Consider the following 25,480-nt stretch of genomic DNA (forward strand, 5'->3'; position numbering starts at 1 on the left):
CACCCGGCGACGCCTACACTCCGAGCCCATGTCCGCAGAGCCAACCCCCCGGCGCGAAGTGGTCACGGGAGAGCCGCGGCGGGTCCGCCCGCTGCCCCGCTACCGCACCCAGTCGGAGATCGACGAGCAGACCGCCCTCGGCGGCGCCTATGTGCGCTCGCTGATGCGCGGCCAGCTCCGCGCCGGGCTCACCGTCTTCGGCGTCCTCGCCCTCGTCGCGGGCACCCTGCCGCTTCTGTTCGAGGCGCTGAACAGCTCCGCCCTGGTGTGGGCGGTCCTCGGCTTCGCCACCTACCCGCCGCTCACCCTCGCCGCCTGGTGGTACGTCCGCCGGGCCGAGCGCAACGAACGCGACTTCGCCCGGCTGGTGGAGGGCCGCCCCGCCCCGTGAGCACCCCCGACCACATGGCGTCCTGGGTGGCGGTCGCCCTCGTCGTCCTCGCCACCGTCCTCGTCGGCGGCTTCGGCCTGCGCATCTCCCGTACGACCTCCGACTTCTACGTCGCCTCCCGCACCGTGCGGCCCCGCCTCAACGCCGCCGCGATCAGCGGCGAATACCTCTCGGCCGCCTCCTTCCTCGGAGTCGCCGGGCTCGTCCTCGTCCACGGCCCCGACATGCTCTGGTACCCGGTCGGCTACACCGCCGGATACCTGGTGCTCCTGGTCTTCGTCGCCGCACCGCTCCGCCGCTCCGGGGCGTACACCCTGCCCGACTTCGCCGAGGGCCGGCTCGAATCACGGCAGGTCCGCCGCCTGGTCAGCGCCCTGGTCGTCGGGGCGGGCTGGCTCTACCTCGTACCGCAGCTCCAGGGCGCCGGGCTGACGCTGAAGATCCTCACCGGCGCTCCGGGCTGGCTCGGCGACGTCCTCGTCGCCACCGTCGTGGCGGCCGCCGTCGCCGCGGGCGGCATGCGCTCCATCACCTTCGTCCAGGTCTTCCAGTACTGGCTGAAGCTCACCGCCCTCCTCGTCCCCGCCCTCTTCCTGGTCCTCGCCTGGCAGGGCGACGGCCGGCCCCGGGTCAGCTTCGACGACCAGCTCGCCGTCTTCCGCGCCGACCACCCGCTGTACGCGACGTACGGGCTGATCGTGGCGACCTTTCTCGGCACCATGGGCCTGCCGCATGTCGTCGTCCGCTTCTACACCAGCCCCAACGGCCGCGACGCCCGCCGCACCACCGTCGCCGTCCTCGCCCTGGTCGGCCTCTTCTACCTGCTGCCGCCGATCTACGGGGCGCTCGGCCGGCTCTACACCCCCGAACTGCGGTACGGGGGAGACGCGGACGCCGCCGTCCTGCTGCTGCCCGCCCGGGTCATCGGCGGACTCGGCGGCGACTTCCTGGGGGCGCTGATCGCGGGCGGGGCGTTCGCCGCGTTCCTGTCCACCGCCTCCGGGCTCACCATGGCCGTCGCCGGGGTCATCACCCAGGACGTCCTGCCCTCGCGCGGGGTACGCCACTTCCGGCTCGCCACCGTCCTCGCCATCGCCGTGCCGCTCGCCGGCTCCCTGCTGGTGAGCCGGGTGCCGGTGGCCGACGCGGTCGGCATGGCCTTCGCCGTCTCCGCCTCCTCCTTCTGCCCGCTGCTCGTCCTCGGCATCTGGTGGCGGCGGCTCACCCCGCCCGGGGCCGTCGCGGGGCTCCTGCTCGGCGGCGGGTCCGCGCTCCTCGCCGTGGCCATCACCGTCAGCGGAGCCGTACGCCCGCCGGGCTGGCCGCACGCCCTGCTCGCCTGGCCCGCCGTCTGGTCCGTCCCCGTGGGGTTCCTCGCGATGATCCTCGTCTCGCTCGCCACCCCGGGGCGCATCCCCCCGGGCACCAACGCCGCCATGACCCGCTTCCACCTCCCCGAAGCCCTCTCCTCGGCGCGGGCCGCCGCGGGGAGGGAGCGATGACCGGGGCCGCCGTCGCCGTGGTCGTCGTCCTCGCCGGGCTGCTCCTCGGCGCCGGTTACCTGCTGGGGCGCCGTACCGCCCGCCCGGTGCGCCCCAGCGACGTCGGCACGCCCGTCGAGCACGCCACCTTCGAGACCCTGCACACCGCGTCGCTGGCCGCCCCGCCGCTGCGGGCCGGGCTCACCGAGGAGAGCGCCCGGCGCTCCGCCCGCGGGCTGCGCTCCCTCCTCGGCACCGACGCCCTCTGCCTCACCGACCGGGAACGGGTGCTGGTCTGGGACGGGGCCGGGCACCACCACGGCAAGGACGTGATGGAGCACCTGAAGGTGCTCCTCGACAACGGCCGCGACACCGCCTTCGACAGCGGCTGCGGCGACCTCGACTGCCCGCTGCGCTGGGCCGTCGCCGTCCCGCTCACCGTCGAGAACCGGGTCCTGGGCGCACTCGTGGCCTACGCCCCCCGCGAGTCGGCCGTGCTGGCCCGGGCGGCGGGGGAGGTCGCGCGCTGGGTCTGCGTCCAGCTGGAACTGGCCGAGCTGGACCGCTCCCGTACACAGCTGATCGAGGCCGAGATCAAGGCGCTGCGGGCGCAGATCTCCCCGCACTTCATCTTCAACTCGCTGGCCGCCATCGCCTCGTTCGTCCGGACCGACCCCGAACAGGCCCGCGAACTGCTCCTGGAGTTCGCCGACTTCACCCGCTACTCGTTCCGCCGGCACGGGGAGTTCACCACCCTGGCGGACGAACTCCACTCCATCGACCAGTACTTGGCCCTCGTCCGCGCCCGCTTCGGCGAGCGCCTCTCCGTGACCCTCCAGGTCGCCCCCGAGGTGCTGCCGGTCGCGCTGCCGTTCCTGTGCCTCCAGCCACTGGTGGAGAACGCCGTCAAACACGGACTCGAAGGGGCGGTCACCCGCAGCCGGATCACCATCAGCGCCCTGGACGCCGGTTCGGAGGCCGAGGTGGTCATCGAGGACGACGGGACCGGTATGGACCCCGAGCGGCTGCGGCAGATCCTGCGCGGCGAGGGAGGCGCCTCCACCGGTATCGGCCTGCTCAACGTGGACGAGCGGCTGCGCCAGGTCTACGGGGACGACTACGGGCTCGTCATCGAGACCGGGGTGGGGGCGGGCATGAAGATCACGCTGCGGCTGCCCAAGTACCGTGCGGGCGTGCACGGTTCCTGAGAACGGGGCTCAAGCTTCGAAGGGATGGGCCGTCAGCACAGATGGACGGCCAGGTGCCCCAGCGGCAGCCCCAGCTGCCAGGCGGGCGTCCAGATCCGGACCTCCTGGCCGTCGTCCGCCGGGTCGGCCGGGGCCTCCCAGGGGGCGGGGCCGATCGCGTCCAGGTCCGCCGCGAGCAACTCGGTCTCCTCCAGCCAGCGCCAGGCCGACCGGGCCAGCGCCAGGTCGGGGTCGCCGGGCCCGGCGCACCGCTCCGACTCCGCCAGCCGCTCGCAGATCCAGCTCCGCCAGGTGCCCTCGTACGCCGTGAGGACGCGCAGCTCGTCGACCCGCGGCTCGGGCAGGGCCCGGGGGGCGGGGGCGTCGCGGGGGAACTCGCACAGGAACATCGTCAGGGCGAGGGCGTCACGCCCCGCGCGGAACTCCAGCGTCGTCGGCTCCATCAGATCGCCGGTCCGTAACAGCTCGTCGGCCAGATACTCGGTGGTCAGCCAGGTCATCGGCACCCGGAGCCCGTTCCCACCGGCCTCATCCGTATCCTCGGGACGCATCCCGTCTCGCCTCTTTCCTTGCTCGGTACCGGGCTTCACGCAGCATTGAACCGGGGGCGGACGCCCCGCGTGGGCAGAAGGGGAGGATCGCCCAGGAGATGCGAGGCTGCGAATGAGTGCCGACCCAGGCGACGACCCGCATGTGCGCCTGCTGCTGGGCGCGTACGTCCTGGACGCCCTGGACGCCGAGGAGACCTGCCGGGTCGCCCGTCACCTCCAGGGCTGCGACGGCTGCGCCCAGGTCTATGTGGAGGTGGCCGAGGCCTCCGCCCTGCTGGCGCTGCTCCGGGCCGAGGACCTGCGGGAGTAGCCGGGGAGCGTACGGGAGAGGACCCGCAGGGCGTAGTACGAACGGGATTTGACGGTCCCCGCCGGGATCCCCAGCACCTCCGCCGTCTCGCCGACGCTCAGTCCGCGGAAGTAGATCTGCACCAGCACCGCGCGGTGCTCGGGGCTCAGTGTGCGGACCGCCTCCCGCACGTCCAGGGAGCGCACCGCGCGGTCCGCGGTGTCCAGGACGTCCGGAGTGCTCTCCAGCACCGTGTCGCTGACCTCGACGGGACGGGCCTGGCGGGAGCGCCGCGCGTCGATGGCGAGGCGGCGGCCGACGGTGAACAGCCACGGCCGCATCGAGTCGTAGGGCGCGTCGAACGCCTCGGGGTGCTGCCAGGCACGTACGAGGGTCTCCTGCACCAGGTCCTCGGCCCGCTGCCGGTCCCCGAAGGTGAGGCCGAGGAGGAAGTGGAACAGGGCGGGCCCGTGTTCCCGCTGCAACTCCGCCAGGGTCCGTTCGTCGGTCGTCGTGGTGGTCTTCATGAACGTCCTCTCCCGCCGAGGCCCCTGACGGCCGCGTTGCCGACTGGCGTATACGAACGCATTCGGCGGCGCGGGAACACCCGGTGCACCGAGGCGTGCGACGAGCGGTCGCTCAGTGCGGCGAATGGTGCGGTGAACGGTCGAGGGGCCGTCGGGGTCGGCCGGTACGACCAGTTCAGCTAGATATGCGGCAATGCTCCTTGCTTATGCGATATGAAGATCTGTGTAGTCGGATGGTCGCAATCATCCGAACATGGAGTCGAGCAGATGACGCAGCGCATCCGACCGGGCGCCGTGGCCGCCCTCGCCCTCCTGCTCGCAACGGCCACCGGCTGCACCGGGCAGCAGCCCGGGCCCCCCGAGCCGAGCGGACCGCCCGCCGCCCGGGGCGCGGGCGGCCAGGGCGCCGACGGGCCCCGCCCGTTCACGCTGCTCGCCGCGGGCGACGTCCTGCCGCACTCCTCCGTCATCGACCAGGCCGCCGTCGACGCGGGCGGCGCCGGCCACGACTTCGCCCCGATGCTGGCCGGTGTCGCCCCGGTCGTCTCCGGCGCGGACCTGGCGTTCTGCCATATGGAGACCGTGTACGGGAAGGAGGGCGGCCCCTACACCGGCTACCCGAACTTCAAGTCGCCCCCCGAGATCGCCACCGCCCTGCGCACCACGGGGTTCGACTCCTGCTCCACCGCCTCCAACCACACCCTCGACGACGGGGCCGAGGGGGTCCGGCGCACGCTCGATGCCCTGGACGGGGCGGGCGTCCGGCACGCAGGCTCCGCCCGCACCGCCGCCGAGGCCGCCCGCCCCACGATCCTGTCCGCCGGACCGGGGAAGGGCGCGGCCAAGGTCGCCCACCTCGCGTACACCTACGGCACCAACGACATCCCGCTGCCCGCCGACCGGCCCTGGACGGTGAACGTCACCGACGAGCGGAAGATCATCGAGGAGGCCAGGGCGGCCCGCCGGGCCGGCGCCGATGTCGTCGTCCTCTCCGCCCACTGGGGCACCGAATGGCAGGACGAGCCCGACGCGGGGCAACTGGACCTCGCCGAGCGGCTCACCGCCTCCACGGACCGGGGCCGACCCGACATCGACCTGATCATCGGCACCCACGCCCATGTGCCCCAGGCGTACGAGAAGGTCAACGGCACCTGGGTCGTCTACGGCATGGGCGACCAGATCGCCGGCGACATGATCAACTACGAGGGTGCGCAGGACCCGCGCGGCAATCAGAGCTCGATGGGCCGCTTCACCTTCGCGCCGCCCGTGAAACCCGGTGAGCGCTGGAAGGTGAAGAAGGCGGAGTTCGTTCCGCAGTGGTACGACACCGTCACCGGACGCGCCGTCAACCTCAACGCCTCCCTCGACTCTCCCGAGGGCGGGGCCGAGCACCTGCGCGAGGTCCGCGACCGGATCCGTACCGTCGTCCTCGGCCGGGGTGCGGACCGGGACGGGCTCCTCATGGGCGAGTAGAGGCGGGCGGCGGGGTCCTACGGCACCACGGTGACCGGCCAGCGCCCCGCCTTCACCAGGCGTACGGCCACCGAACCGATGAAGCGGTGCCCGGCCGACTCCGAGGCCCCGACCACCACCGCGTCCGCCTTCAGCTCGTCGGCCGCGGTCACCAGCCCGTTGTAGGGGTCGCCCCGGAAGGTGTGGAACTCCCAGCGCACGTCCCACGCGTCCCTGAAGCGCTCCGTCGCCTCCCGGATCTCGGAGACCAGGGAGTCCGCGACCTCACCCGTCGTGTCGCCGACCGGTACGCCGAGGGCGGCGCCCGCCGTCAGGACCGGCTGGACGTACACCAGGGCCAGCATGGCGTGCTGCCGACGGGCCAGTCCGGCGGCGTAGGCCGCCGCGCGCATCGATGAATCGGAGCCGTCGAGCCCCGCGACGATCACCTTGGGGCCGTCCGTACCGCGTTCGAACCGATGAGGCTGCTGCTCTGTCACGGCTCCGAGGCTATCGGCTCGTCCGGAGGGGGGTCGTCCCGGCCGTCGGCAGGGCTCGGTGAATATCAACATACTGCGTCGATCGGGTACAAAACGGTCGGCGTCCGTGTCGGCTTCCGTGTCGACGGCAGGAGCGGACGTCCGGCCGTGCGAGCAGTTGGCCATGACACGTGATCACACCGGACCCGAGCGCCGCACCCTGCTGAGGGTCGCCCTCGGCCTCGGAACCGCCACCGCCGTGCACCTGGTCGTCGCCGATCCGGCGTCGACGCCCGGCAGCCCGGCCCGCACCGCGGGCACCCCGCCCGCCGCGGCCGCCGGGCCCCCGGCGAACGTCCGCGGCCGGCCCTCCCCGTACCGGCTCGAACCCATGACCGCGGGCACCCCGGCCCGGTTCAGACCGGCCAGGCCGCCCGTGCGCACCCGGCCCTTCGAGCACCTTCCCGACCTCGGACACTCGATGGTCCTCAGCTTCGACGACGGCCCCGACCCGCGGTACACCCCGGACATCCTGGCCACCCTGCGCGCGCACCGGGTCCGCGCGATGTTCTTCGTCTGCGGCGAGATGGCCGAGGGCAACCCCGACCTGCTGCGCGAGATGGCCGACGACGGACATGTGGTGGGCAACCACTCCTGGTCCCACCCGCTGATCCCGAAGCTCTCCCGCCCCGCGATCCGCGACGAGCTGGGGCGTACCAGCGAAGTGGTGGAGCGGGCGCTCGGCGCCCCGCCGCTGTGGTACCGCGCCCCCTACGGTGCGTGGAACCGCAACTCCTTCGAGATCGGGGCCGAGTTGGGCATGGAGCCGATGGCCTGGACCGTGGACACGCTCGACTGGAAGGAGCCCGGGACCGGCACGATCGTCCGCCGCGTGCTGGACGGGGCGGCGCCCGGTGTCGTCGTCCTCTCGCACGACGCGGGCGGCGACCGCTCGCAGAGCGTCGCCGCTCTGCGCCGCTACCTCCCCCGGCTGCTGGAGGAGGGCTACCGCATCACGGTGCCGCACCGCGTCTGAGCGCGCGTGCACAGGGTGGTGTCCCCGGCGGATCGCCGGGGACACCACCATCGCGGGACGTGCCCGGTCAGCGGGTGTCGACGAGCCGGGCGAAGACCACCACGTTGCCGTCGTAGCCGCCCGCCTTGGAGTAGCCCCCGCCGCAGGTGATCACGCGCAGCTCCGCGTGGCCGGTGTCGCCGTAGACCCGGGGGCCGGGGAAGTCGTTCTTGGCGAAGACCTCCACCCCGTACACCTCGAAGATCCCGACCCGGCCGTCGTAGCGGGAGACCTCGACGCGGTGCCCCTTCTGGAGGGAGCCGAGGCCGTAGAAGACCGCGGGGCCGGACGTGTTGTCGACATGGCCGACGACCACGGCGGTGCCCCGCTGGCCCGGGGCGATGCCGTTCTGGTACCAGCCGGCGAGGTTGGGGTCCTCTGCGGGCGGGGCGTCGATCCACCCGTTGGCGTCCAGGTTGACGTCGATGATCGGCGCGTCCACGTCGATGGAGCCGATCTTCACCCGGGAGGCCGGGGCGTACGGCAGCGGCTGCACCGGCTCGCCCTCCACCGGCGGCCCCGGGGCGTCCTGGCTCAGGTCCAGCGAGGCGGCGGCCGCGGGCTGAGGCGGGCCTGCCTCCGAGAACTCCGTGCCGTTGCGCATGAGAGCGAGGCCGCTGAGCATCACCAGAGCGATCGCACCCCATGGCACCCGTCTGGTCCGCTCGCCCCCGGTGTAGTCCCGGCCCATGGTTCTCCCTTCGTCGCGACGCTGTGAACGTTAAGGGCGTTGCGCCGGGTCGGCGATCAGGGAGAGGCGAACGGGTGGCGGCGGGGGCCGGTCCCCGGGGGGTGCCCCTGATGGCTGACTGCCCATCGGAGTAATGAGCAGATAAAAGTTCTGACGGCCCGTGACCTGCGGATCCGTCAGATTCGGAGGCTCCCGTACGGCGTGTCGCATCACCGGGGTGGAGCAGTGCCGAAGTGCGAGCCGCCGGTCGACTGGTGAGTGTTCGTCATGGGAGACGTTCTCGTCGATCCACCGGGGGACCAGCCCCCGGGGGCGTTTCCCGCTGGAGGTTCACACGATGCGTGCTTCACGCGCTCTCGCGGTCACCGCGACCGCTTTCGCGGCCGTCGGGCTCGCGGCCCCCATGGCCGCCGCCACCAACGGCCCGGTCAACGTCGCCGTCAACCCTCAGTCCGTCCACCAGGGTGGCACGCTGAAGATCACCGCGCAGGGCTGCGGCCACGGCGGCAAGGTCTGGTCGAACGCGTTCCCGACGACCACCCTCTCCGCGGGTGACGGCACCAACTACGCCCACGCCCGGGTCCGGGACAACACCACCCCGGGGCAGTACCACCTGTCCGTGAAGTGCAGTGACAACAACCGGATCGCGACGCACAAGTTCACCGTGCTCGCCGGCAACGGCGCGCAGGGCGGGCTCGGCGGCTCGATGGGCCCGAGCTCCGTCGAGATGCAGGTCGGCGGCGGTCTGGTGGCGGCCGCGGCCGTCGGCGGCGCGGTCTTCCTCGTCCGGCGCCGGCGGACCAGCCATGCGGCGTTCTAAGGCGTCGAACCTCCCGCCCGGCCCGATACGCCCGTCGCCCCGAGTCCTGGATCAGGACCCGGGGCGACTGCCGTGCGCCGCATGCTCGCGGTCAGTGGCGGCGGTCGGCGTTACGGCGACGCGCGAAGTAGAGGGCGCCCGAGGCCGCCGCGACCACCAGGGCCCCGCCGGCGGCGACCTCCACCGTGTCGGTCGTGCCGGAGCTGCCGCCGAGGCCGCCGCGCACCCCGCCCGGCACGAGCGCCGTCGAGCTGGCGGTCGGGACCGTGGTGGGCGTCGGGGTGGGCGTGGGGCTGCTCGTCGCGCCGCCGGTGATCGTCAGGTTGACGTTCCGGGAGGTGCCGGTGGAGCCGCACGTGAACGTCACCGCGTAGACGGCGCCCCGCCGCGCGTCGGAGTCGACGGTGGCGGTGGCCGTCGTGCTGCCGCTCGGGATGGTGGCGGTGTCGAAGATGCCCGAGCTGACGGTCGTCTCGCCCGTGCAGCCACCGGCGCCGAGGGTGACCCGGCCGCCCGGTGCGATGACCGAGGGGGTGATCGTCGGGTTGAACGTGCTGGAGGCCCCGTCCGGCGCGGCGAAGGCGGCGGACGGGGCGAGGAGCGTCAGGGCACCGGCGCCGAGCAGGGCGAGCGGTGCGACACGTATCGCGCGCATGGTGGATCCTCCGGGTTCCCCGAGGGGCAGCTGCGGAACCAATTTCCACATAGCAGGAAAAATGCACCTCGATGCCCGACACGCTAGGAGGGGTCCCCCCGGCCCGCGATCGGGGTCCGGCGAACGGGTCACGCTGTCCCCCGACCGGCGCACCGGTCTGCTGTCCGGCCGGGGGAGCGGACGTCAGCCGCTGATGCCCGGGAACGTGTCGAGGAACGGTTCGGCGGTGGCCGAGATGCCCCGGCCGAAGGGCGCGTCGAAGTCCCAGATCAGGAAGAGCAGAAAGGCGATCAACGCGCTGAACAGGCCCGCCAGGAGCAGTTCGCGGAACGTTCTGCGGATCTGGAGCGTGAAGATCAGCCCCACGGTCACCAGCGCCCCGATGATCAGCCCGAACCAGACCACCCCGGGCATCGTCGCCCCGGCGTTCTGCCCCCGTGAGCTGCGGGCGTCGTCCGCCGCCGCCACCTGGTCGACCAGCGGCTGGTAGGCCTGCCCCTCGTGATCGGTCTTCGGCTCGTAGTCGGTGACGTCCGCCCGCACCTTGTCCAGCAGTTCGGTGCCGCGCTCGGTGAGCGTGTTCCGCTCCGACATCACCTTCCACTCGTCGTCGACGACATGACGGACGTAGGCGTCGACGTCCGCCCTGATGCGGTCGCGGACCTCCGCCGGGTAGACGGACGCCCGCGCCTGCACCTCGTGCAGCGCCTGTGCCTCGATGCGTACGGACTCCTGGGCGGCGCTGCGCCCCTCCCAGACCCCGGCGATGGCCAGCCCCAGGACGATCGCGTAGACCACCCCGATCATCATCGTCATGTACTCGATGACATCAGGGGTCTCGGAAGGATCGTCGTCGTCCCCGATCCGCCGGTTGTTCAGCACGACGATGATCAGGACGACCGCGCAGGCGGACGCCATGGCAATGCTCAGTACGAGCCATTCGGACATACATCTCTCCTGGTCAGCGGGATGACCGCGGCCGCAGCACGGCAACGGCGAACACCGCCGGGGCGGTGATGAGCAGCGTCAGCGACACCAGCGACGGCCCGCTCCGCGGCTCTTTACGGGTCGGTTTGCGGTACGTCGGCAGCGCGACGGGCCGGGGTTCCGGCGGCTCGGTCCGCACCGGGGGCTTCGGCGAGGGTTTCGGGGGCGGTGGTGGCGGGGGTGGGGCCGGCGGCGGAGGGGGCGGGGGTGCAGGCGGCGGTGGAGGCGGGGGCTCCGCGACCACGGGAGGAGGCGGTGGCGGCGCGGGAGGCGGTGGTGGTGGCGGTGGAGGGGCCGGTTTCGGCGAGGGCGGAGGCGGCGGCTCCGGCTCGGAGACCGCGACGCAGCCCCCGTCGCCCGCCACGGCGACCGAGGAACCGCTCCCGCCCTGCCCGATCGAAGCCACCGCGCAGTTGTCGGCGGTGGCGGGCAGCGGTACGGCTGTCAGCCAGAGAAGTGCGGCGGCTGCCGTGAGCCGCGCGATGCGTGATCCGTGCACGACGGGGAGCATGATCCACGCCACCGGGGAACACGCGGTCGACGCAGGCGATTCGCCTGATCGTGCGGTTAATGGGCCATTCGTGTTTGCCCGGTCGCCCCGACCCGCCGGATTCTTCTCGGACTTCCTTTGAACACGACCCCGACGGTGTCCCGTACCTAGGGCCATGAACGGCGCGGTCCCGCGCCGGCATCACCAGCGTTACGACGAAGTACCACGGGAGTCGACATGAACACCTGGCGCAACGCCTCGCTCGCGGTCACCGCCGCGGCTCTGTTGACGCTCACGACGGCGTGCGGTCAGGAGCAGGGCACGTCGCCGAACGGCCAGTCGGTGGGCAACGCCGCCCCGGCCCAGCAGCCCGCCGAGAGCGGGTACGGATCGGCCGGCGGGGGATACGGATCCGAGGCCGGCAAGGAGGCGGCGGAACCGAAGGAGGCCGGCCAACTCGCCGTCCAGGAAACCAAGAAGCTCGGCAAGGTACTCACCGACAGCGAGGGATTCACGCTCTACCGGTTCGACAAGGACACGGCGAACCCGCCGAAGTCGAACTGCGAGGGCGAGTGCGCCGCGATCTGGCCCGTGGTGGCGTCGGGCGACACCACCGCCGCGGCCGGCACCGACGAGGAGCTGCTCGGCGAGGTCTCCCGCCCCGACGGCACCAGCCAACTCACCGTCGACGGCTGGCCGATGTACCGGTACGCGAAGGACATCGCCCCCGGCCAGATCAACGGCCAGGGGGTCGGCGGCACCTGGTTCGCCGCGGCCCCGGACGGGAAGAAGGCGGCGAAGAACGCCGACAGCGAAGGGGTCGCCGAAGACGGCGATGGGGTCGCCGAGCCGGCCGATCCCGCGGGGCTCTCGGTCCGCAAGGACCCGGAGCTCGGCGACATCGTGGTGGACGGCCGGGGCATGACGGTTTACCGCTTCACCAAGGACTCCGCCTGGCCGATGAAGACCGCCTGCACCGGAGAGTGCCTCAAGAAGTGGCCGGTAGTCGCCCCCATGGCCAAAAATGCGGTGGACGGTGTCACGACGAAGGGATTCGTCACCTTCGACCGCCCCGACGGCATCAAGCAGCAGACCATCGACTGCTGGCCGATCTACACCTTCGCGGGCGACAAGAAGCCCGGAGACACCAACGGGCAGGGTGTCGGCGGAACCTGGTACGCCGTTTCCCCGGATTCCGAACTCGTCGGAGCCACCAAGTAATCCCGGACTCCGCAGAACAATCGCCCAGGAGCCCCAAGTGGCCCCGAACCACCGGGAAACGGCGCCCGGAGTGCCGGTCCGTCGCTGTCCGCATACGCGCAGCGACGGACCGGCCGGGTATGCCACCGGAGTGTGACCAATAACGGATCGCTAATTTCCGTTTCCACTCGCTCTCTTGGCGGCCGATCAGTAGCCTCTGGTCAACACTGACCATGAACATGGCCGGATCGCCGTAGCGAACTTGTTGGAGACATCGATGGAGCGTCCCGCCTGGGCACCGCAGGGCATAGATATTTCGGTGCCGAGCGTGTCCCGCATGTACGACTTCTATCTGGGCGGATCGCACAATTTCGAGGTGGACCGGGAAGCCGCGCGCAAGGCCATGGAGTTCCTCCCGGGCCTTCCCAAGATCATGCAGGCCAATCGCGCCTTTATGCGCCGGGCCGTCCGCCACGCCGTCGACTCGGGCATCGACCAGTTCCTGGACATCGGCTCCGGCATCCCGACGTTCGGCAACGTGCACGAGGTCGCCCAGGCCGCCGACCCCGGCGCCAAGGTGGCCTACGTCGACCACGACCCGGTCGCCGTCGCCCACAGCCAGGCCGTGCTGGAGGGCAACGACCGCGCGGTCATCGCCGCCGCCGACCTGCGCCGCCCCAAGGAGATCCTGGCGAATCCGGAGATCACCGGACTGCTCGACCTGGACCGACCGGTGGCCCTGCTGCTCGTCGCGGTGCTCCACTTCATCGAGGACGCCGACGAGCCGTACGCCGCGGTCGCCGAACTGCGCGAGGCCCTGGCCCCCGGCAGCCTGCTCGTCCTGACCCACGCGTCGTACGAGGGCATCCCGCTGCCCAAGGCAGAGGCGGCCGGCACGGTCGGCGTCTACAAGAACATCCGCAACCCGCTGATCATGCGCTCGCACGAGGAGATCGGCCGGTTTTTCGAGGGCTACGAGATGGTCGAACCGGGTCTCGTGTCGATGCCCGAATGGCGGCCCGACACCCCGCAGTCGCCGGAGCAGGAAGACCCGTACGCCTTCTCGGGCTTCGGCGGGGTCGGGCGCAAGGCGTGAGCATTCCCGCCCAGGCGTCCGGAGAGCCGGACGCGGAACCCGACGGCCCCGAGGGCCGGCTCCGGAGATTCGCCAGGATCTGGAGCCGGGCCATCTTCCCCCTGACGGCCACCTCCCTGACCCGGCCGGAGTTCGAACAGCATCTGCTGCCCCTGGCACGCGAGCTGAACGGCATCCTGCACGCCCACCCCTTCGACGCCTCGCCCGCCCAGCGGATCGGCGCGGCCCTGATCGACGCGCACTGCACCGATCCGGACGCCCTCAGCTCCACGCTCGGCGTCGTCGACTCCTACCTCGTCCTCTACTGCGGCGGCAACGGACCCGGCCCGCTGTCCATCGAGGACGGCCGGGCGCGCTGCGCCCGGATCCAGCACACGCTGGCCGCCGGGTTCACCGGGGCCCTGCGCGAGCGCACGCTCGCCGAGCAGGAGGCCATCGCCCGCTCGGCGCTGACGGCCCGTTCGCACGCCGAAGAGGCCCTGCACGCCACCGAGGCCCGGTTCCGCGCGGTCTTCAAGGACGCCGCCATCGGCATCGGGATCGCGGACCTGGACGGCAACATCCTGGAGATCAACGACACGCTCACCAGGATGTTCGGCGGTCTCGAACACCATGTCCGCAGCCACAAGGTCAACGAGTGGGTCCACCCCGAGGACTCCCCGCAGGTGTGGAAGTACTACGACGAGCTGGTACGCGGTGAACGCGAGCACTACCGGGTCGAGAAGGCGTACTACCGCAACGACGGCACCGTCCTGTGGACCAACCTCACCGTCTCGCTGCTGCGCGACTCCGAGGGCCGCCCCGAGTACCAGCTCGCGCTGATGGAGGACACCACCGAGCGTCGGCTGCTCAATCTGCGGCTGCGGTACGAGGCCACTCACGACGCGCTCACCGGCCTGCCCAACCGGACCCTGTTCTTCGAGCGCCTGGAGAAGGCCCTCACCGCCCAGGAAGGCGGCCGCTTCGGCCTCTGCTACCTGGACCTCGACGGCTTCAAGGCCATCAACGACAGCCTCGGCCACGCCGCGGGCGACCGCCTCCTGGTCGAGGTCGCCGACCGGCTCCAGAGCTGCGCCACCGCGCCCGGCGAGATGGTCGCCCGGCTCGGCGGCGACGAGTTCGTCGCCCTGACCACCGGACCGGACACGGCCGAAGAGGTGCACGAACTGGCCGGCCGGATCCTGAACGCACTCGCCACCCCGATCCGCCTCGACGGGCGGGAACTCTCCGTCCGGGGCTCGATCGGCATCGTCGAGGGGCCCGCCGGGGAGCGCAGCGCCGCCGAGGTGCTGCGCAGCGCCGACATCACGATGTACCGGGCCAAGGCGGCGGGCGGCAACCGCTTCCAGCTCGCCGACGCGGAGGCGGACGAACGCGCCATCACCCGGCACGGGCTGACCACCGCGCTCCCGGCCGCCCTGGACCGGGGCGAGTTCTTCATCGAGTACCAGCCGCTGGTGCACCTGGGCGACGGTACGGTGCACGGCGCGGAGGCGCTCGTACGGTGGTGCCATCCGCAGCACGGGGTGCTCGGCCCCGACCGGTTCATCCCGCTCGCCGAGCACACCGGGCTCATCGTGCCGCTCGGCCGCTGGGTGCTGGAGGAGTCCGTACGGCAGGCGAACTTCTGGCAGGAGCGGCACAGCGACGGCGGCCCGCTGCGTATCAACGTCAACCTGTCGCCGACCCAGCTGCACCACCCCCGGCTGGTCGCGGAGACGGTCGACGTGCTGGAACGTTCCGGTCTGGAGCCGGGAGCGCTCTGCCTGGAGGTGACCGAGTCCGCCCTGATCGGCGCCGACGACGATCTCCTCAAGCCACTGCGGCAGCTCGCGGAGATGGGCGTCGACATCGCGCTCGACGACTTCGGCACGGGCTACTCGAACCTGGCGAACCTGCGCCGGCTGCCGGTGAGCGTCCTCAAGCTGGACCGGTCCTTCACCCGGGGCATGCAGCAGCACCCGGCGGACCCGGTCGACCTGAAGATCGTCGAGGGCATCGTGTCGCTGGCCCACAGCCTGGAGCTGGCCGTCACGGTGGAGGGCGTGGAGACCGGCGCGCAGGCCGACCAGCTGCGCCGGATCGGCTGCGACACCGCCCAGGGCTGGTACTACGCGCGCCCCGGCGCCCCGGACCGCATCCACTCCCTGCTGCTCGCGGACGCGGTCTGAGCCGCGGCCGGGCGGAGACCCCGCCCGGCACGCAGGGCCCACGTCAGCCGGGGACCGGCCGGTGCTCCAGCAGCATCCGCTGGAGCTCGCGCGCGGCCCGCGGCGGGTCCACGTCACTGCGGTGCGCCAGCGCGATCGTGCGCCGCAGCCCGCCCCCTGCCAGCGCGGTCCTGCGCAGATCGTGGCCGGCCCGGGCGGCGACCATGCTCGGCACCACGGCGATGCCGAGCCCCGCCCGTACGAAACCGAGCACCGCGTCCATCTCGCCGCCCTCGACGGTGAACGTCGGCTCGAAGCCCTCCGCGCGGCACGCGGCGAGTGTCAGCTCCCGCAGGTTGTACCCGTGCCGGAACATCACCAGCGGCGCCCCCTCCAGATCCGCGATCCGGATCGAGCCGTCCCGCCCCGGCGGCGGCTCCGTCGCCGCGGACACCACCACCAGGTCCTCCCGCAGCAGCTCCACCGTGGTCAGCGCGGGCGAGGCGGCCGGCAGCGGCAGCACCACGAGCGCCAGATCGAGCGCCCCGCGCGCCAGCTGACGTACGAGATCGTGCGAGCCGCCCTCCTCCAGCAGCAGTCGCACCCCCGGGTGCCGGTCGTGGAAGGCGCGGAGCAGATCCGGCAGCAGCCCGGTGCACAGGCTGGGCGTCGCCCCCAGCCGCACCCGGCCGCTGCGCAGCGAGACCAGCTCCTGGACCTCGTGGCGCGCGGTCTCCGCGTCGGCGAGGATCCGCCGGGCCAGCGGCAGGAGCGCCTCACCGGCGTCGGTGAGGGTGATGTTGCCCCGGGCCCGGCTGAACAGATCCGCGCCCAACTCCGCCTCCAGCGCCCGGATCTGCTGGGAGAGCGAGGGCTGCGACACATGCACCGCCTCGGCGGCCCGGGTGAAGTGCCGGGTCTCGGCGACGGCCACGAAGTAGGTGAGCTGCTGGAAGTGCATACGCCGACGATAGACCTCACCGATAGGCGCTGCCTATGGAGATCAGCCGGGCCATGTCTTGGACTGATCGGGCCCTCCGCCCCTACCGTCGTGTCCATGGCATTGGCAACGCGGACGGACCGACGGCCGTCGATGACGCGTACGCTCTGGGACTCGACCGTCGGCAAGAAGACGATCATGGCCGTGACCGGTCTGGTCATGCTCGGGTATCTCGTCGCCCACATGGTGGGCAACCTGAAGATCTTCTTCGGACCCGGTGAGTTCGACGGGTACGCCCACTGGCTGCGCACCCTGGGCGAACCGGTCCTGCACTACGAGTGGGCGCTCTGGATCGTCCGTGTGGGGCTCGTCGCCGCCGTCGTGCTGCACGGCGTCTCGGCGTACCAGCTGAGCCGCCGCGACATCAGGGCGCGCCCGGCCAAGTACGTCCACAAGAAGCCCCGCGCGAGTTACGCCACCCGGACCATGCGCTGGGGCGGCATCATCCTCGCGCTCTTCATCGTCTGGCACATCCTCGACCTGACGACCGGCACCGTGCACACGAGCTTCGAGGCCGGGCACCCTTACCAGAACGTCATCGACACCTTCTCGACCTGGTACGGCAACGTCATCTACATCGTCGCGGTGCTCGCCATGGGCCTGCACGTCCAGCACGGGTTCTGGAGTGCCGCGCAGACCCTCGGCGTCGGCAACGCGACCCGCGACCGCATCCTGAAGACCCTCGCCAACACGCTCGCGGCGGTGCTGACCCTGGGCTTCGTCTCCGTACCCGTCGCCGTCATGACCGGAGTGGTGAGCTGACATGCCCGACTACACGCAGTACCGCACGGGAGAGCCCGCCGTCGACACGAAGGCCCCCGAGGGCCCCGTCAACGAACGCTGGGACACCCGCCGCTTCCAAGCCAGACTCGTGAACCCCGCCAACCGGCGCAAACACACGGTCATCGTCGTCGGCACCGGCCTGGCCGGCGGTGCGGCCGGGGCCACCCTCGCCGAACAGGGCTACCACGTCGTCCAGTTCTGCTTCCAGGACTCGCCCCGGCGCGCCCACTCGGTCGCCGCCCAGGGCGGCATCAACGCCGCGAAGAACTACCGCAACGACGGCGACTCGATCCACCGGCTGTTCTACGACACCGTCAAGGGCGGCGACTTCCGTGCCCGGGAGTCCAACGTCCACCGGCTCGCCCAGATCTCCGTCGAGATCATCGACCAGTGCGTCGCCCAGGGCGTCCCCTTCGCCCGCGAGTACGGCGGCCTCCTCGACAACCGGTCCTTCGGCGGCGTCCAGGTCTCCCGTACGTTCTACGCGCGCGGCCAGACCGGACAGCAGCTCCTCCTCGGCGCCTACCAGGCGCTGTCCCGGCAGATCGCCACCGGCGGCGTCGAACTCCACGCCCGCACCGAGATGCTGGACCTGATCGTGGTCGACGGAAAGGCGCGCGGCATCGTCGCCCGCGACCTCGTGACCGGGAAGATCGACACCTACTTCGCCGACGCGGTCGTCCTGGCCACCGGCGGCTACGGCAACGTCTTCTACCTGTCGACCAACGCCATGAACTCCAACGCCACCGCGATCTGGCGGGCCCACCGGCGCGGCGCCTACATGGCCAACCCCTGCTTCACCCAGATCCACCCCACCTGCATCCCGCGCACCGGCGACCACCAGTCCAAGCTGACGCTGATGAGCGAGTCGCTGCGCAACGACGGCCGCATCTGGGTCCCCAAGGCCGAGGGCGACACCCGCCCGGCCAACGAGATCCCCGAGGGCGAGCGTGACTACTACCTGGAGCGCATCTACCCCGCCTTCGGCAACCTGGTGCCCCGCGACATCGCCTCCCGCGCCGCCAAGAACGTCTGCGACGAGGGGCGCGGCGTCGGCCCCGGCGGGCAGGGGGTCTACCTGGACTTCGCCGAGGCCATCCAGCGCATGGGCCGCAAGGCCGTCGAGGCCAAGTACGGCAACCTCTTCGACATGTACCAGCGGATCACCGACGAGGACCCCTACACGGTCCCCATGCGGATCTACCCCGCCGTGCACTACACGATGGGCGGCCTCTGGGTCGACTACGACCTCCAGACCACCATCCCCGGCCTCTTCGCCATCGGCGAGGCCAACTTCTCCGACCACGGGGCCAACCGGCTCGGCGCCTCCGCCCTGATGCAGGGGCTCGCCGACGGCTACTTCGTCCTGCCCTCCACCATCAACGACTACCTCGCCCGCAACCCGCACACCGAGAACGTCGACGCCGAACACCCCGCCGTCGCCGAGGTGGTGGCGGAGACCGAGGACCGCATCAACCTGCTCCTCTCCGTCGACGGCGACCGCACCCCCGACTCCTTCCACCGCGAGATCGGTGAACTCATGTGGGAGTACTGCGGGATGGCCCGCACCGAGGACGGCCTGCGCAAGGCGCTCGCGAGAATCCCCGAGATCCGCGAGGAGTTCTGGCACCGCATCAAGGTCCCCGGCACCGGCGAGCAGTTCAACCAGTCGCTGGAGAAGGCGAACCGCATCGTCGACTACCTGGAGCTCGCCGAGCTCATGTGCCTCGACGCCCTGCACCGCGCCGAGTCCTGCGGCGGCCACTTCCGCGAGGAGTCCCAGACCCCGGACGGCGAGGCCGAACGGCGCGACGAGGAGTTCTCCTACGCCGCCGCCTGGGAGTTCACCGTCACCGGCGGCGCCCCCGTCCTGCACAAGGAAGACCTCGTCTTCGAGTACGTCCACCCCACCCAGCGGAGCTACGCATGAAGCTCACCCTGCGCGTCTGGCGTCAGCGCAACGCCGAAGAGCCCGGCGCCATGGCCACCTACGAAGTCGACAACATCTCCGCCGACATGTCGTTCCTGGAGATGCTCGACACCCTCAACGAGGAACTCACCCTCGCCGGGGACGAGCCCGTCGCCTTCGACCACGACTGCCGTGAGGGCATCTGCGGCGCGTGCAGCCTCGTCATCAACGGCGACGCCCACGGCCCGGAGCGCACCACGACCTGCCAGCTCCACATGCGGTCGTTCTCCGATGGCGACACGATCGACATCGAGCCCTGGCGCGCCTCCGCCTTCCCGGTCATCAAGGACCTGGTCGTGGACCGCTCCTCGTTCGACCGGATCATCCAGTCCGGCGGTTACATCTCCGCCCCCACCGGCACCGCTCCGGACGCCCACGCCACCCCGGTGCCGAAGCCGGACGCCGACTTCGCCTTCGAGCACGCCGAGTGCATCGGCTGCGGGGCCTGCGTCGCCGCCTGCCCCAACGGCTCGGCGATGCTGTTCACCTCGGCGAAGGTCAACCATCTCAACGTCCTGCCGCAGGGCGCCCCCGAACGCGAGACCCGCGTCCTGGACATGGTGGCCCAGATGGACGAGGAGGGCTTCGGCGGCTGCACCCTGGCCGGCGAGTGCGCCACGGCCTGCCCGAAGGGCATCCCGCTGCCGTCGATCGCCGCGATGAACAAGGAGTGGCTGCGGGCCACCCGTAAAGTCCGCCGCTGACAGGGGGAGTCGATCCCGTACGGCTCCGATCACGTCCGGAGCCGTACGGGATCGGAGCCGTAGGGGATCGGCGATGTCAGCCGCCCAGCGCCTTCGCCAGATACGGGGCCGTGCGGCTCCCGGCGTCCCGCGCCACCTCGGCCGGGGTGCCGGCCGCGACGATCCGGCCGCCCCGGTCTCCGCCCTCGGGGCCGAGGTCGATGACATGGTCCGCGCCCGCCACGACGGCCATGTCGTGCTCCACGACCACCACCGTGCTCCCACCGTCGACGAGCGCGTGCAACTGCCGCATCAGCACTTCCACATCGGCCGGATGCAGCCCGGTCGTCGGCTCGTCCAGCAGATACAGCGTGTGCCCGCGCCGGGTGCGCTGGAGCTCCGCCGCCAGCTTGATGCGCTGCGCCTCACCGCCGGACAGCTCCGTGGCGGGCTGCCCCAGCCGCAGATAGCCGAGCCCCACGTCCAGCAGGGTCCTCAGCGCGCGTTCGGCGGCGGGCGTCCCGGCAAAGAAGGAGGCCGCCGACTCCACGGCCAGATCCAGGACCTGAGCGATCGTCAGGCCGTCCAGCGTGACGTCCAGCGTCTCCGGGTTGTAGCGCGCACCATGACAGTCCGGGCAGGGCGCGTAGGTGCTGGGCAGGAACAGCAGCTCCACCGAGACGAAGCCCTCGCCCTGGCAGGTCTCGCACCGTCCGCCGCTCACGTTGAACGAGAACCGCCCCGCCCCGTAGCCGCGCTCGCGGGCTGTCTCCGTCCGCGCGAACAGCTTCCGTACGGCGTCGAACAGGCCGGTGTACGTGGCCAGATTGGACCGGGGCGTACGCCCGATGGGCTTCTGGTCGACCTGGACGAGCCGGTCCACCGCCGCAAGACCGGTGACGGAAGCGCAGAACCGCTCGCCCGCCCCGGTTGCCTCCTCGCCGGACTGCCGGTCGGCCAGCACCCCGGCGAGCACCTGGCCGACCAGGGTCGACTTGCCCGAGCCGGACACCCCGGTCACCGCCGTGAACACCCCGAGCGGGAACGCCGCGTCGACGCCGCGCACATTGTGCCGCTCCACGCCGGTGAGCCGGATCCACCCGGACGGGGTGCGCGGCTCACGGACCGGTGCGGTGTCCCGGCCGTCCTCGGGGAACAGGAAGCGGCGCGTCGCCGACTCCGGGACCTGGGCGAGCCCCTCCGGCGGCCCGCTGTGCAGCACCCGCCCGCCGTGCTCCCCGGCCAGCGGGCCCACGTCCACCAGCCAGTCCGCCCGCCGCACCACGTCCATCTGGTGCTCGACCACGAAGACCGAGTTCCCGGCCTCCTTCAGGCGCCCCAGCACCCCGAGCAGCGCCTCGGTGTCCGCCGGATGCAGCCCGGCCGACGGCTCGTCCAGGACGTACACGACACCGAAGAGCCCGGACCGCAACTGCGTCGCCAGCCTCAGCCGTTGCAGCTCACCGGAGGACAGTGTCGGGGCCGTCCGGTCCAGGCTCAGATAGCCGAGCCCCAGCTCCGTCACCGTCCCGATCCGCGCCAGCAGATCGGCCGTCAGCACCCGGGCCGTCTCCTCGCCGCCGGCCCCCGCACCGTCGGCCTCGGCACCCGACAGCACGGCCGCGAGCACGGACAGCGGCAGCCCGGCCAGTTCCGCGATGGTCCGCCCCGCGAAGGTCACCGCCATCGCCTCGGCCCGCAGCCGGCTCCCGCCGCACACCGGGCACGGGGCGCTGGTCAGAAAGCGCTCGGCCTTCGCCCGCAGAGACCGGCTCTTGGTATCGGCGAAGGTGTGCAGCACATAGCGCCGCGCGCTCATGTACGTTCCCTGGTAAGGGCGTTGGATCCGGCCCGCGTCCCGCACCGGATGCACGGTCACCACGGGCTGCTCGTCGGTGAACAGGATCCACTCGCGGTCCTTCGGGTCCAGCTCCCGCCAGGGCCGGTCGACGTCGTGGCCCAGCGCGTCCAGCACGTCGCGCAGGTTCTTCCCCTGCCAGGCCCCCGGCCAGGCGGCGATCGCCCCCTCCCGGATCGACAGGGAGGGATCCGGGACGAGCAGCTCCTCGTCCGTCCGGTGGATCCGCCCCAGCCCGTGGCACTCCGGGCACGCCCCGACCGCCGTGTTGGGGGAGAAGGAGTCGGAGTCCAGCCGCTCGGCCCCCGGAGGATAGTCCCCGGCCCGGGAGAACAGCATCCGCAACGAGTTGGAGAGCGTGGTGACCGTCCCGACGGACGACCGGGCCCCCGGTGCGGAGCGCCGCTGCTCCAGCGAGACGGCGGGCGGCAGCCCGGTGATCTCCCCGACGGCGGGTGCGCCCACCTGGTGGATCAGCCGACGGGCGTAGGGGGCGACGGACTCGAAGTAGCGGCGCTGGGCCTCGGCGTAGATCGTGCCGAACGCCAGCGAGGACTTCCCCGATCCCGACACGCCCGTGAAGACGGTCAGGGTGTCGCGCGGAATGTCGACCCGGACGTCCTTGAGGTTGTGCTCGCGCGCGCCGCGCACCCGGACGTACGGGTCGTGGGGGGAGTGCATGGGGCTCGGCTCCGTACATGAGGGGACAAACGGTTTGATTCTAGGCGTGGGTGGTGGGCCGGGCCGGTCCGCCACCTGGGCGTACGGCGCAGCAGGCCGGTACGGCGAGGGCCGCGATGCCCGCCGCGACCAGGAGCGCACCGGGCGGAAACCGGTCCGCCAGGGGCCCGGCGACGGCGGCCCCCACGGCGAAACCGGTGATCTTCAGGCTGGCGCCCGTCGTGAAGACCTGGGCGCGCAGCCGCTCCGGCGCCTCCCGGTGGCGTACCGCGAACAGGGCGGTGAGCTGGGGTCCTTCCGCGAGTCCCACGACGGCCACCGCCACGACGAGCGCCACCGGTCCTCCTGTGGCGGCCAGGGCGAGGGCGGCGGCCTGGAGGAGCGGGGCGGCCCACAGGACCGTGTCGGGGGCGACGGCGTGCGGGTGCCGGGCGAGGACGGCGTTGGCCAGGAGCGCGGAGAGCGCCGCGCAGGAGAGCAGCGCCGCGCCGAAACCGGCTCCGCCCACCGCGCGTTCGCCCAGCAACGGGAGGCAGACGGTCATCATGCCCTGGGCCGAGCAGGAGAGCACCGAGGTGAGCGTGGCCCGGGCCAGGGGCCGGCTGCCGGCGATGGCCCGGACGCCCGAGGCGACGAAACCGGTCAGCGGTGCGGCCCGCGACTTCGCGGTCGGCCCGGAGACCGGCGCCGGAGCCGGTCCGGAGACCGGAGGCAGACGCCAGGCGGCGGGCGCGGCCGCCGCGATGAGCACCGCTGAGACCACCACGGCCGTCGGTGCGCCGAGTGCCTCGGCAGCACCGCCCGCGAGGGCCGGACCGGCCAGGCCCGCCGCGCCGAAGGTCATCGCGTCGAGCGCGTTCGCCCGGGGCAGCCGGCCGGCCGGGACGGTCCGGGGCAGTTGGGCCGTCCAGCCGCCCGACAGTGCGGGCCCCAGCAGCCCGGTCACGACCGCGACCAGCAGGGTGACGGCGACCGGGCCCCGGCCGAGCGCCCCGAGGGCGACCGCCAGTCCCGTCGCGTACAGGACGAGCGCTCCGGCCAGCAGGCGGCCCGGCCGGGGCGAACGGTCGAGCAGCGCCCCGAGCACCGGCCCGCCGATCGCGGCGGAGACGGTGACGGCCGCGAGCAGCGAGGACGCCCCCGTGGCCGAGCCGGTGAGAGCGAGCCCGGCCAGCAGGAGCGCGGGACCGGCCGTCTCGTCCCCGGTACGGGCCAGGAGCGCGCCCACCAGGTAAGAGCGGGAGGAGGGGTGACGGTCTGCCATGGGAGGGACCGTACGGAAGTAACGTAAAACTGCGCAAGATACGTTACATTTGGCGGATGTCCTCCACCGCCGACAACTGGTCCACCCGGCACTCCGTGCTCACCAACGCCCGCCGCGCCGCCGCCCTGGTGAACGCCCTCACCGGCGGCCCCCCGGACCCCGGCGAGGTCGCCGAGATCCTGTACGCGTACGGGGAGAGCGGCACCATCGACCTCACCGCCCGGGACCTCGCGGAGATGAGCACGGCGGCTGCCCGGCTGCGCGAGGTCTTCGCCGCCACCGACGCAGACGGCGCGGCCGCCGCTCTCAACGGTCTTCTGCGCGAGCACACCGGTCCGCTCCGGCTGACCTCCCACGAGGGCGACAGCCCATGGCACCCCCACATCGACCACGACGACGAAGCGCCCTGGGGCGCCTGGCTGCTCGCCTCGTCCTGCCTGGCGCTGACGGTGCTCGTCTGGGACCGTCAGCGTCCGCCCGGGCGGATCTGCGCCTCGCCGAGCTGCCCCGACGTCTTCATCAACCAGGGCAGTGGCCCGGACCGCCGTTACTGTTCACGCCGCTGTGCCACTCGCGAACGCGTCGCCGCCCACCGGCGGCAGCAGGCGTGACCTCCTTCGCCTGCTCGGAGCCAACGTTCGCTCAGCTCGCCCGCGGGGCGATCCCGGCCAGCCGTCGCAGTGAATCCACCAGCGCCTCACGGTCGTACGTACTCGTCGTCACGAGCACCTCGTCCGCACCGGTCTCCTTGATCGCCCGCTCCAGCTGCTCGGTGACCTGCTCCTCCGTGCCGTGGATGTGACCGTCGAGCCCGCGTTCGTACAGCTCCCGCTCCTTCGCCGTCATCGTGCGGCGCTCGATCTCCTCGGCGGGGGCCAGCGGCGGAAAGTCCCCGTGTGTGCGGGAGTACGCCATGGCCCACGCCTCCGGTACGAGCAGCCGACGGGCCGCGTCCTCGGTGGCGGCGACGGCCACCGTGCCCGCGACGATCACCTCCGGGCGCTCGGCGCGGGCGGAGGGGCGGAAATCGCGGCGGTAGACCTCGATGGCGCGCAGCACCTTCTCCCGGCCGCGCAGGTCGCCGATGACGAGGGGGAGCCCGGCGGCGGCCGCGACCGACGCGCCCTCCCCGATCGCCAGGACGTACGCGGGGATCCGCAGGCCCTCCGCCGGGTGGGCGTGCACCCGGGGATGAGCCTGCTGGGTGCCGTCGATCCAGCCGAGCAGTTCGGCCAGCCGTCCGGGGAAGTCCTCGGCGTCCTCCTTGCCGTGGCCCAGCGCCCGGCGTACGCCGTCGGTGAAGCCCACGGAGCGGCCGAGCCCCATGTCGATCCGGCCGGGGAAGAGGGCGGCGAGCACCCCGAACTGCTCGGCGACGACCAGCGGCCGGTGGTTGGGCAGCATCACTCCGCCGGTGCCGACCCGGATGGTGGAGGTCGCGGCGGCGACGGCGGCGGCCAGCACCGTCGGAGCGGACCCCACGACCCCCGGCACCCCGTGGTGCTCGGAGACCCAGAAGCGGTGGAAGCCGAGCGCCTCCGCCTCCCGGGCCAGATCCACGGTGTCGCGCAGCGCCCGGGATGCCTCGTGACCCTCACGGGTGCGGGAACGGTCCAGGACGGAGAATCGGGTCGACGCGATCACAGAGCTCACGCTCTGTTCAACGCGCTCGTTCCCCAGGGATTCCCGCGGTGCTCCCT

The 25,480-nt window shown here is 72.1% G+C and carries 24 protein-coding genes; 14 read left to right on the forward strand and 10 right to left on the reverse strand.

Annotation, left to right across the window (positions count from 1 at the left end):
- The first annotated feature begins 28 nt into the window (after positions 1-28).
- From IE140_RS23070 to IE140_RS23080, 3 genes are read left to right on the forward strand one after another with little or no spacing between them, the layout of a single operon-like run.
- Entirely contained in the window at positions 29-391 is a 363-nt protein-coding gene (locus IE140_RS23070; RefSeq protein WP_006129159.1) for a hypothetical protein, read from the forward strand.
- Positions 388-1,893: a sodium/solute symporter gene (locus IE140_RS23075; RefSeq protein ID WP_032774572.1), complete on the forward strand. Its 1,506-nt coding sequence runs from the start codon at positions 388-390 to the stop codon at positions 1,891-1,893. The genes IE140_RS23070 and IE140_RS23075 overlap by 4 nt, the downstream gene beginning before the upstream one ends.
- Positions 1,890-3,080, forward strand: a complete 1,191-nt coding sequence (locus tag IE140_RS23080; RefSeq protein WP_150197558.1) for a sensor histidine kinase — start codon at positions 1,890-1,892, stop codon at positions 3,078-3,080. Before IE140_RS23075 ends, IE140_RS23080 begins: the two co-directional genes overlap by 4 nt.
- Before the next feature lie 32 nt (positions 3,081-3,112).
- Here IE140_RS23080 and IE140_RS23085 read toward each other — a convergent pair whose 3' ends face one another.
- A complete protein-coding gene (locus IE140_RS23085) occupies positions 3,113-3,631 on the reverse strand; it encodes a hypothetical protein (RefSeq protein WP_150197559.1) in 519 nt (172 codons plus the stop codon).
- Positions 3,632-3,743: 112 nt separating this feature from the next.
- Between IE140_RS23085 and IE140_RS23090 the strand changes: the two genes are divergently transcribed.
- A complete protein-coding gene (locus IE140_RS23090) occupies positions 3,744-3,941 on the forward strand; it encodes a zf-HC2 domain-containing protein (protein ID WP_032762428.1) in 198 nt (65 codons plus the stop codon).
- On the opposite strand, the gene IE140_RS23095 is transcribed toward IE140_RS23090, so the two are convergent.
- Positions 3,875-4,447 (reverse strand): sigma-70 family RNA polymerase sigma factor, encoded by a 573-nt coding sequence (locus IE140_RS23095; protein WP_093435496.1) that lies wholly within the window; start codon positions 4,445-4,447, stop codon positions 3,875-3,877. The two genes, IE140_RS23090 and IE140_RS23095, sit on opposite strands and share 67 nt — an antisense overlap.
- A gap of 267 nt (positions 4,448-4,714) precedes the next feature.
- Between IE140_RS23095 and IE140_RS23100 the strand changes: the two genes are divergently transcribed.
- On the forward strand, positions 4,715-5,920 hold the full coding sequence (locus tag IE140_RS23100) for a CapA family protein (protein ID WP_150197560.1): 1,206 nt from the start codon (positions 4,715-4,717) through the stop codon (positions 5,918-5,920).
- 17 nt (positions 5,921-5,937) lie between these two features.
- Here IE140_RS23100 and IE140_RS23105 read toward each other — a convergent pair whose 3' ends face one another.
- Positions 5,938-6,399 (reverse strand): universal stress protein, encoded by a 462-nt coding sequence (locus IE140_RS23105; protein ID WP_006129166.1) that lies wholly within the window; start codon positions 6,397-6,399, stop codon positions 5,938-5,940.
- A gap of 163 nt (positions 6,400-6,562) precedes the next feature.
- Here IE140_RS23105 and IE140_RS23110 point away from each other — a divergent pair, with 163 nt between their 5' ends.
- Positions 6,563-7,414, forward strand: a complete 852-nt coding sequence (locus IE140_RS23110; RefSeq protein ID WP_150197562.1) for a polysaccharide deacetylase family protein — start codon at positions 6,563-6,565, stop codon at positions 7,412-7,414.
- A 67-nt stretch (positions 7,415-7,481) separates the two neighbouring features.
- On the opposite strand, the gene IE140_RS23115 is transcribed toward IE140_RS23110, so the two are convergent.
- Positions 7,482-8,144 (reverse strand): class F sortase, encoded by a 663-nt coding sequence (locus IE140_RS23115; RefSeq protein WP_032762421.1) that lies wholly within the window; start codon positions 8,142-8,144, stop codon positions 7,482-7,484.
- Positions 8,145-8,481: 337 nt separating this feature from the next.
- Here IE140_RS23115 and IE140_RS23120 point away from each other — a divergent pair, with 337 nt between their 5' ends.
- Complete coding sequence (locus tag IE140_RS23120) at positions 8,482-8,964, forward strand: hypothetical protein (protein WP_010072898.1); 483 nt, start codon at positions 8,482-8,484, stop codon at positions 8,962-8,964.
- A gap of 91 nt (positions 8,965-9,055) precedes the next feature.
- Here the strand turns inward: IE140_RS23120 and IE140_RS23125 are convergent, their stop codons facing one another.
- Positions 9,056-9,619 (reverse strand): hypothetical protein, encoded by a 564-nt coding sequence (locus IE140_RS23125; RefSeq protein ID WP_093435508.1) that lies wholly within the window; start codon positions 9,617-9,619, stop codon positions 9,056-9,058.
- Between the two features lie 183 nt (positions 9,620-9,802).
- On the reverse strand, positions 9,803-10,567 hold the full coding sequence (locus IE140_RS23130; RefSeq protein ID WP_032774581.1) for a bestrophin-like domain: 765 nt from the start codon (positions 10,565-10,567) through the stop codon (positions 9,803-9,805).
- Between the two features lie 766 nt (positions 10,568-11,333).
- On the opposite strand from IE140_RS23130, the gene IE140_RS23135 reads away from it, so the two are divergent.
- The 3 genes from IE140_RS23135 (at position 11,334) to IE140_RS23145 (ending at position 15,563) form a co-directional block, all read left to right on the forward strand.
- Positions 11,334-12,317, forward strand: coding sequence for an SCO0930 family lipoprotein (locus tag IE140_RS23135; RefSeq protein ID WP_150197034.1), 984 nt, complete (start codon positions 11,334-11,336; stop codon positions 12,315-12,317).
- A 256-nt stretch (positions 12,318-12,573) separates the two neighbouring features.
- Complete coding sequence (locus tag IE140_RS23140) at positions 12,574-13,392, forward strand: SAM-dependent methyltransferase (RefSeq protein WP_150197033.1); 819 nt, start codon at positions 12,574-12,576, stop codon at positions 13,390-13,392.
- A complete protein-coding gene (locus IE140_RS23145) occupies positions 13,389-15,563 on the forward strand; it encodes a putative bifunctional diguanylate cyclase/phosphodiesterase (protein WP_150197032.1) in 2,175 nt (724 codons plus the stop codon). The genes IE140_RS23140 and IE140_RS23145 overlap by 4 nt, the downstream gene beginning before the upstream one ends.
- Positions 15,564-15,606: 43 nt before the next feature.
- On the opposite strand, the gene IE140_RS23150 is transcribed toward IE140_RS23145, so the two are convergent.
- Positions 15,607-16,503, reverse strand: coding sequence for a LysR family transcriptional regulator (locus tag IE140_RS23150; protein ID WP_088573585.1), 897 nt, complete (start codon positions 16,501-16,503; stop codon positions 15,607-15,609).
- Positions 16,504-16,635: 132 nt separating this feature from the next.
- Here IE140_RS23150 and IE140_RS23155 point away from each other — a divergent pair, with 132 nt between their 5' ends.
- Genes IE140_RS23155 through IE140_RS23165 form a run of 3 tightly spaced genes read left to right on the forward strand, consistent with a single transcriptional unit; the run spans position 16,636 to position 19,998 of the window.
- A complete protein-coding gene (locus IE140_RS23155) occupies positions 16,636-17,304 on the forward strand; it encodes a succinate dehydrogenase (RefSeq protein WP_093435515.1) in 669 nt (222 codons plus the stop codon).
- Position 17,305: 1 nt separating this feature from the next.
- Positions 17,306-19,255, forward strand: a complete 1,950-nt coding sequence (locus tag IE140_RS23160) for a fumarate reductase/succinate dehydrogenase flavoprotein subunit (RefSeq protein WP_150197031.1) — start codon at positions 17,306-17,308, stop codon at positions 19,253-19,255.
- Entirely contained in the window at positions 19,252-19,998 is a 747-nt protein-coding gene (locus IE140_RS23165) for a succinate dehydrogenase/fumarate reductase iron-sulfur subunit (protein ID WP_093807024.1), read from the forward strand. Before IE140_RS23160 ends, IE140_RS23165 begins: the two co-directional genes overlap by 4 nt.
- Before the next feature lie 76 nt (positions 19,999-20,074).
- Here IE140_RS23165 and uvrA read toward each other — a convergent pair whose 3' ends face one another.
- Both uvrA and IE140_RS23175 read right to left on the reverse strand, forming a co-directional pair.
- Entirely contained in the window at positions 20,075-22,516 is a 2,442-nt protein-coding gene (gene uvrA, locus IE140_RS23170) for an excinuclease ABC subunit UvrA (protein ID WP_150197030.1), read from the reverse strand.
- Between the two features lie 40 nt (positions 22,517-22,556).
- Positions 22,557-23,780, reverse strand: a complete 1,224-nt coding sequence (locus IE140_RS23175; RefSeq protein ID WP_150197029.1) for an MFS transporter — start codon at positions 23,778-23,780, stop codon at positions 22,557-22,559.
- Between the two features lie 56 nt (positions 23,781-23,836).
- On the opposite strand from IE140_RS23175, the gene IE140_RS23180 reads away from it, so the two are divergent.
- The gene (locus IE140_RS23180) at positions 23,837-24,391 is read left to right on the forward strand and encodes a CGNR zinc finger domain-containing protein (RefSeq protein WP_150197028.1); all 555 of its coding nucleotides are present in this window, start codon (positions 23,837-23,839) and stop codon (positions 24,389-24,391) included.
- A gap of 31 nt (positions 24,392-24,422) precedes the next feature.
- Here the strand turns inward: IE140_RS23180 and IE140_RS23185 are convergent, their stop codons facing one another.
- Positions 24,423-25,424: an MsnO8 family LLM class oxidoreductase gene (locus IE140_RS23185; protein ID WP_150197035.1), complete on the reverse strand. Its 1,002-nt coding sequence runs from the start codon at positions 25,422-25,424 to the stop codon at positions 24,423-24,425.
- Positions 25,425-25,480 lie beyond the last annotated feature (56 nt).

Source organism: Streptomyces parvus (assembly GCF_014648875.1).
GTDB lineage: Bacteria > Actinomycetota > Actinomycetes > Streptomycetales > Streptomycetaceae > Streptomyces > Streptomyces parvus.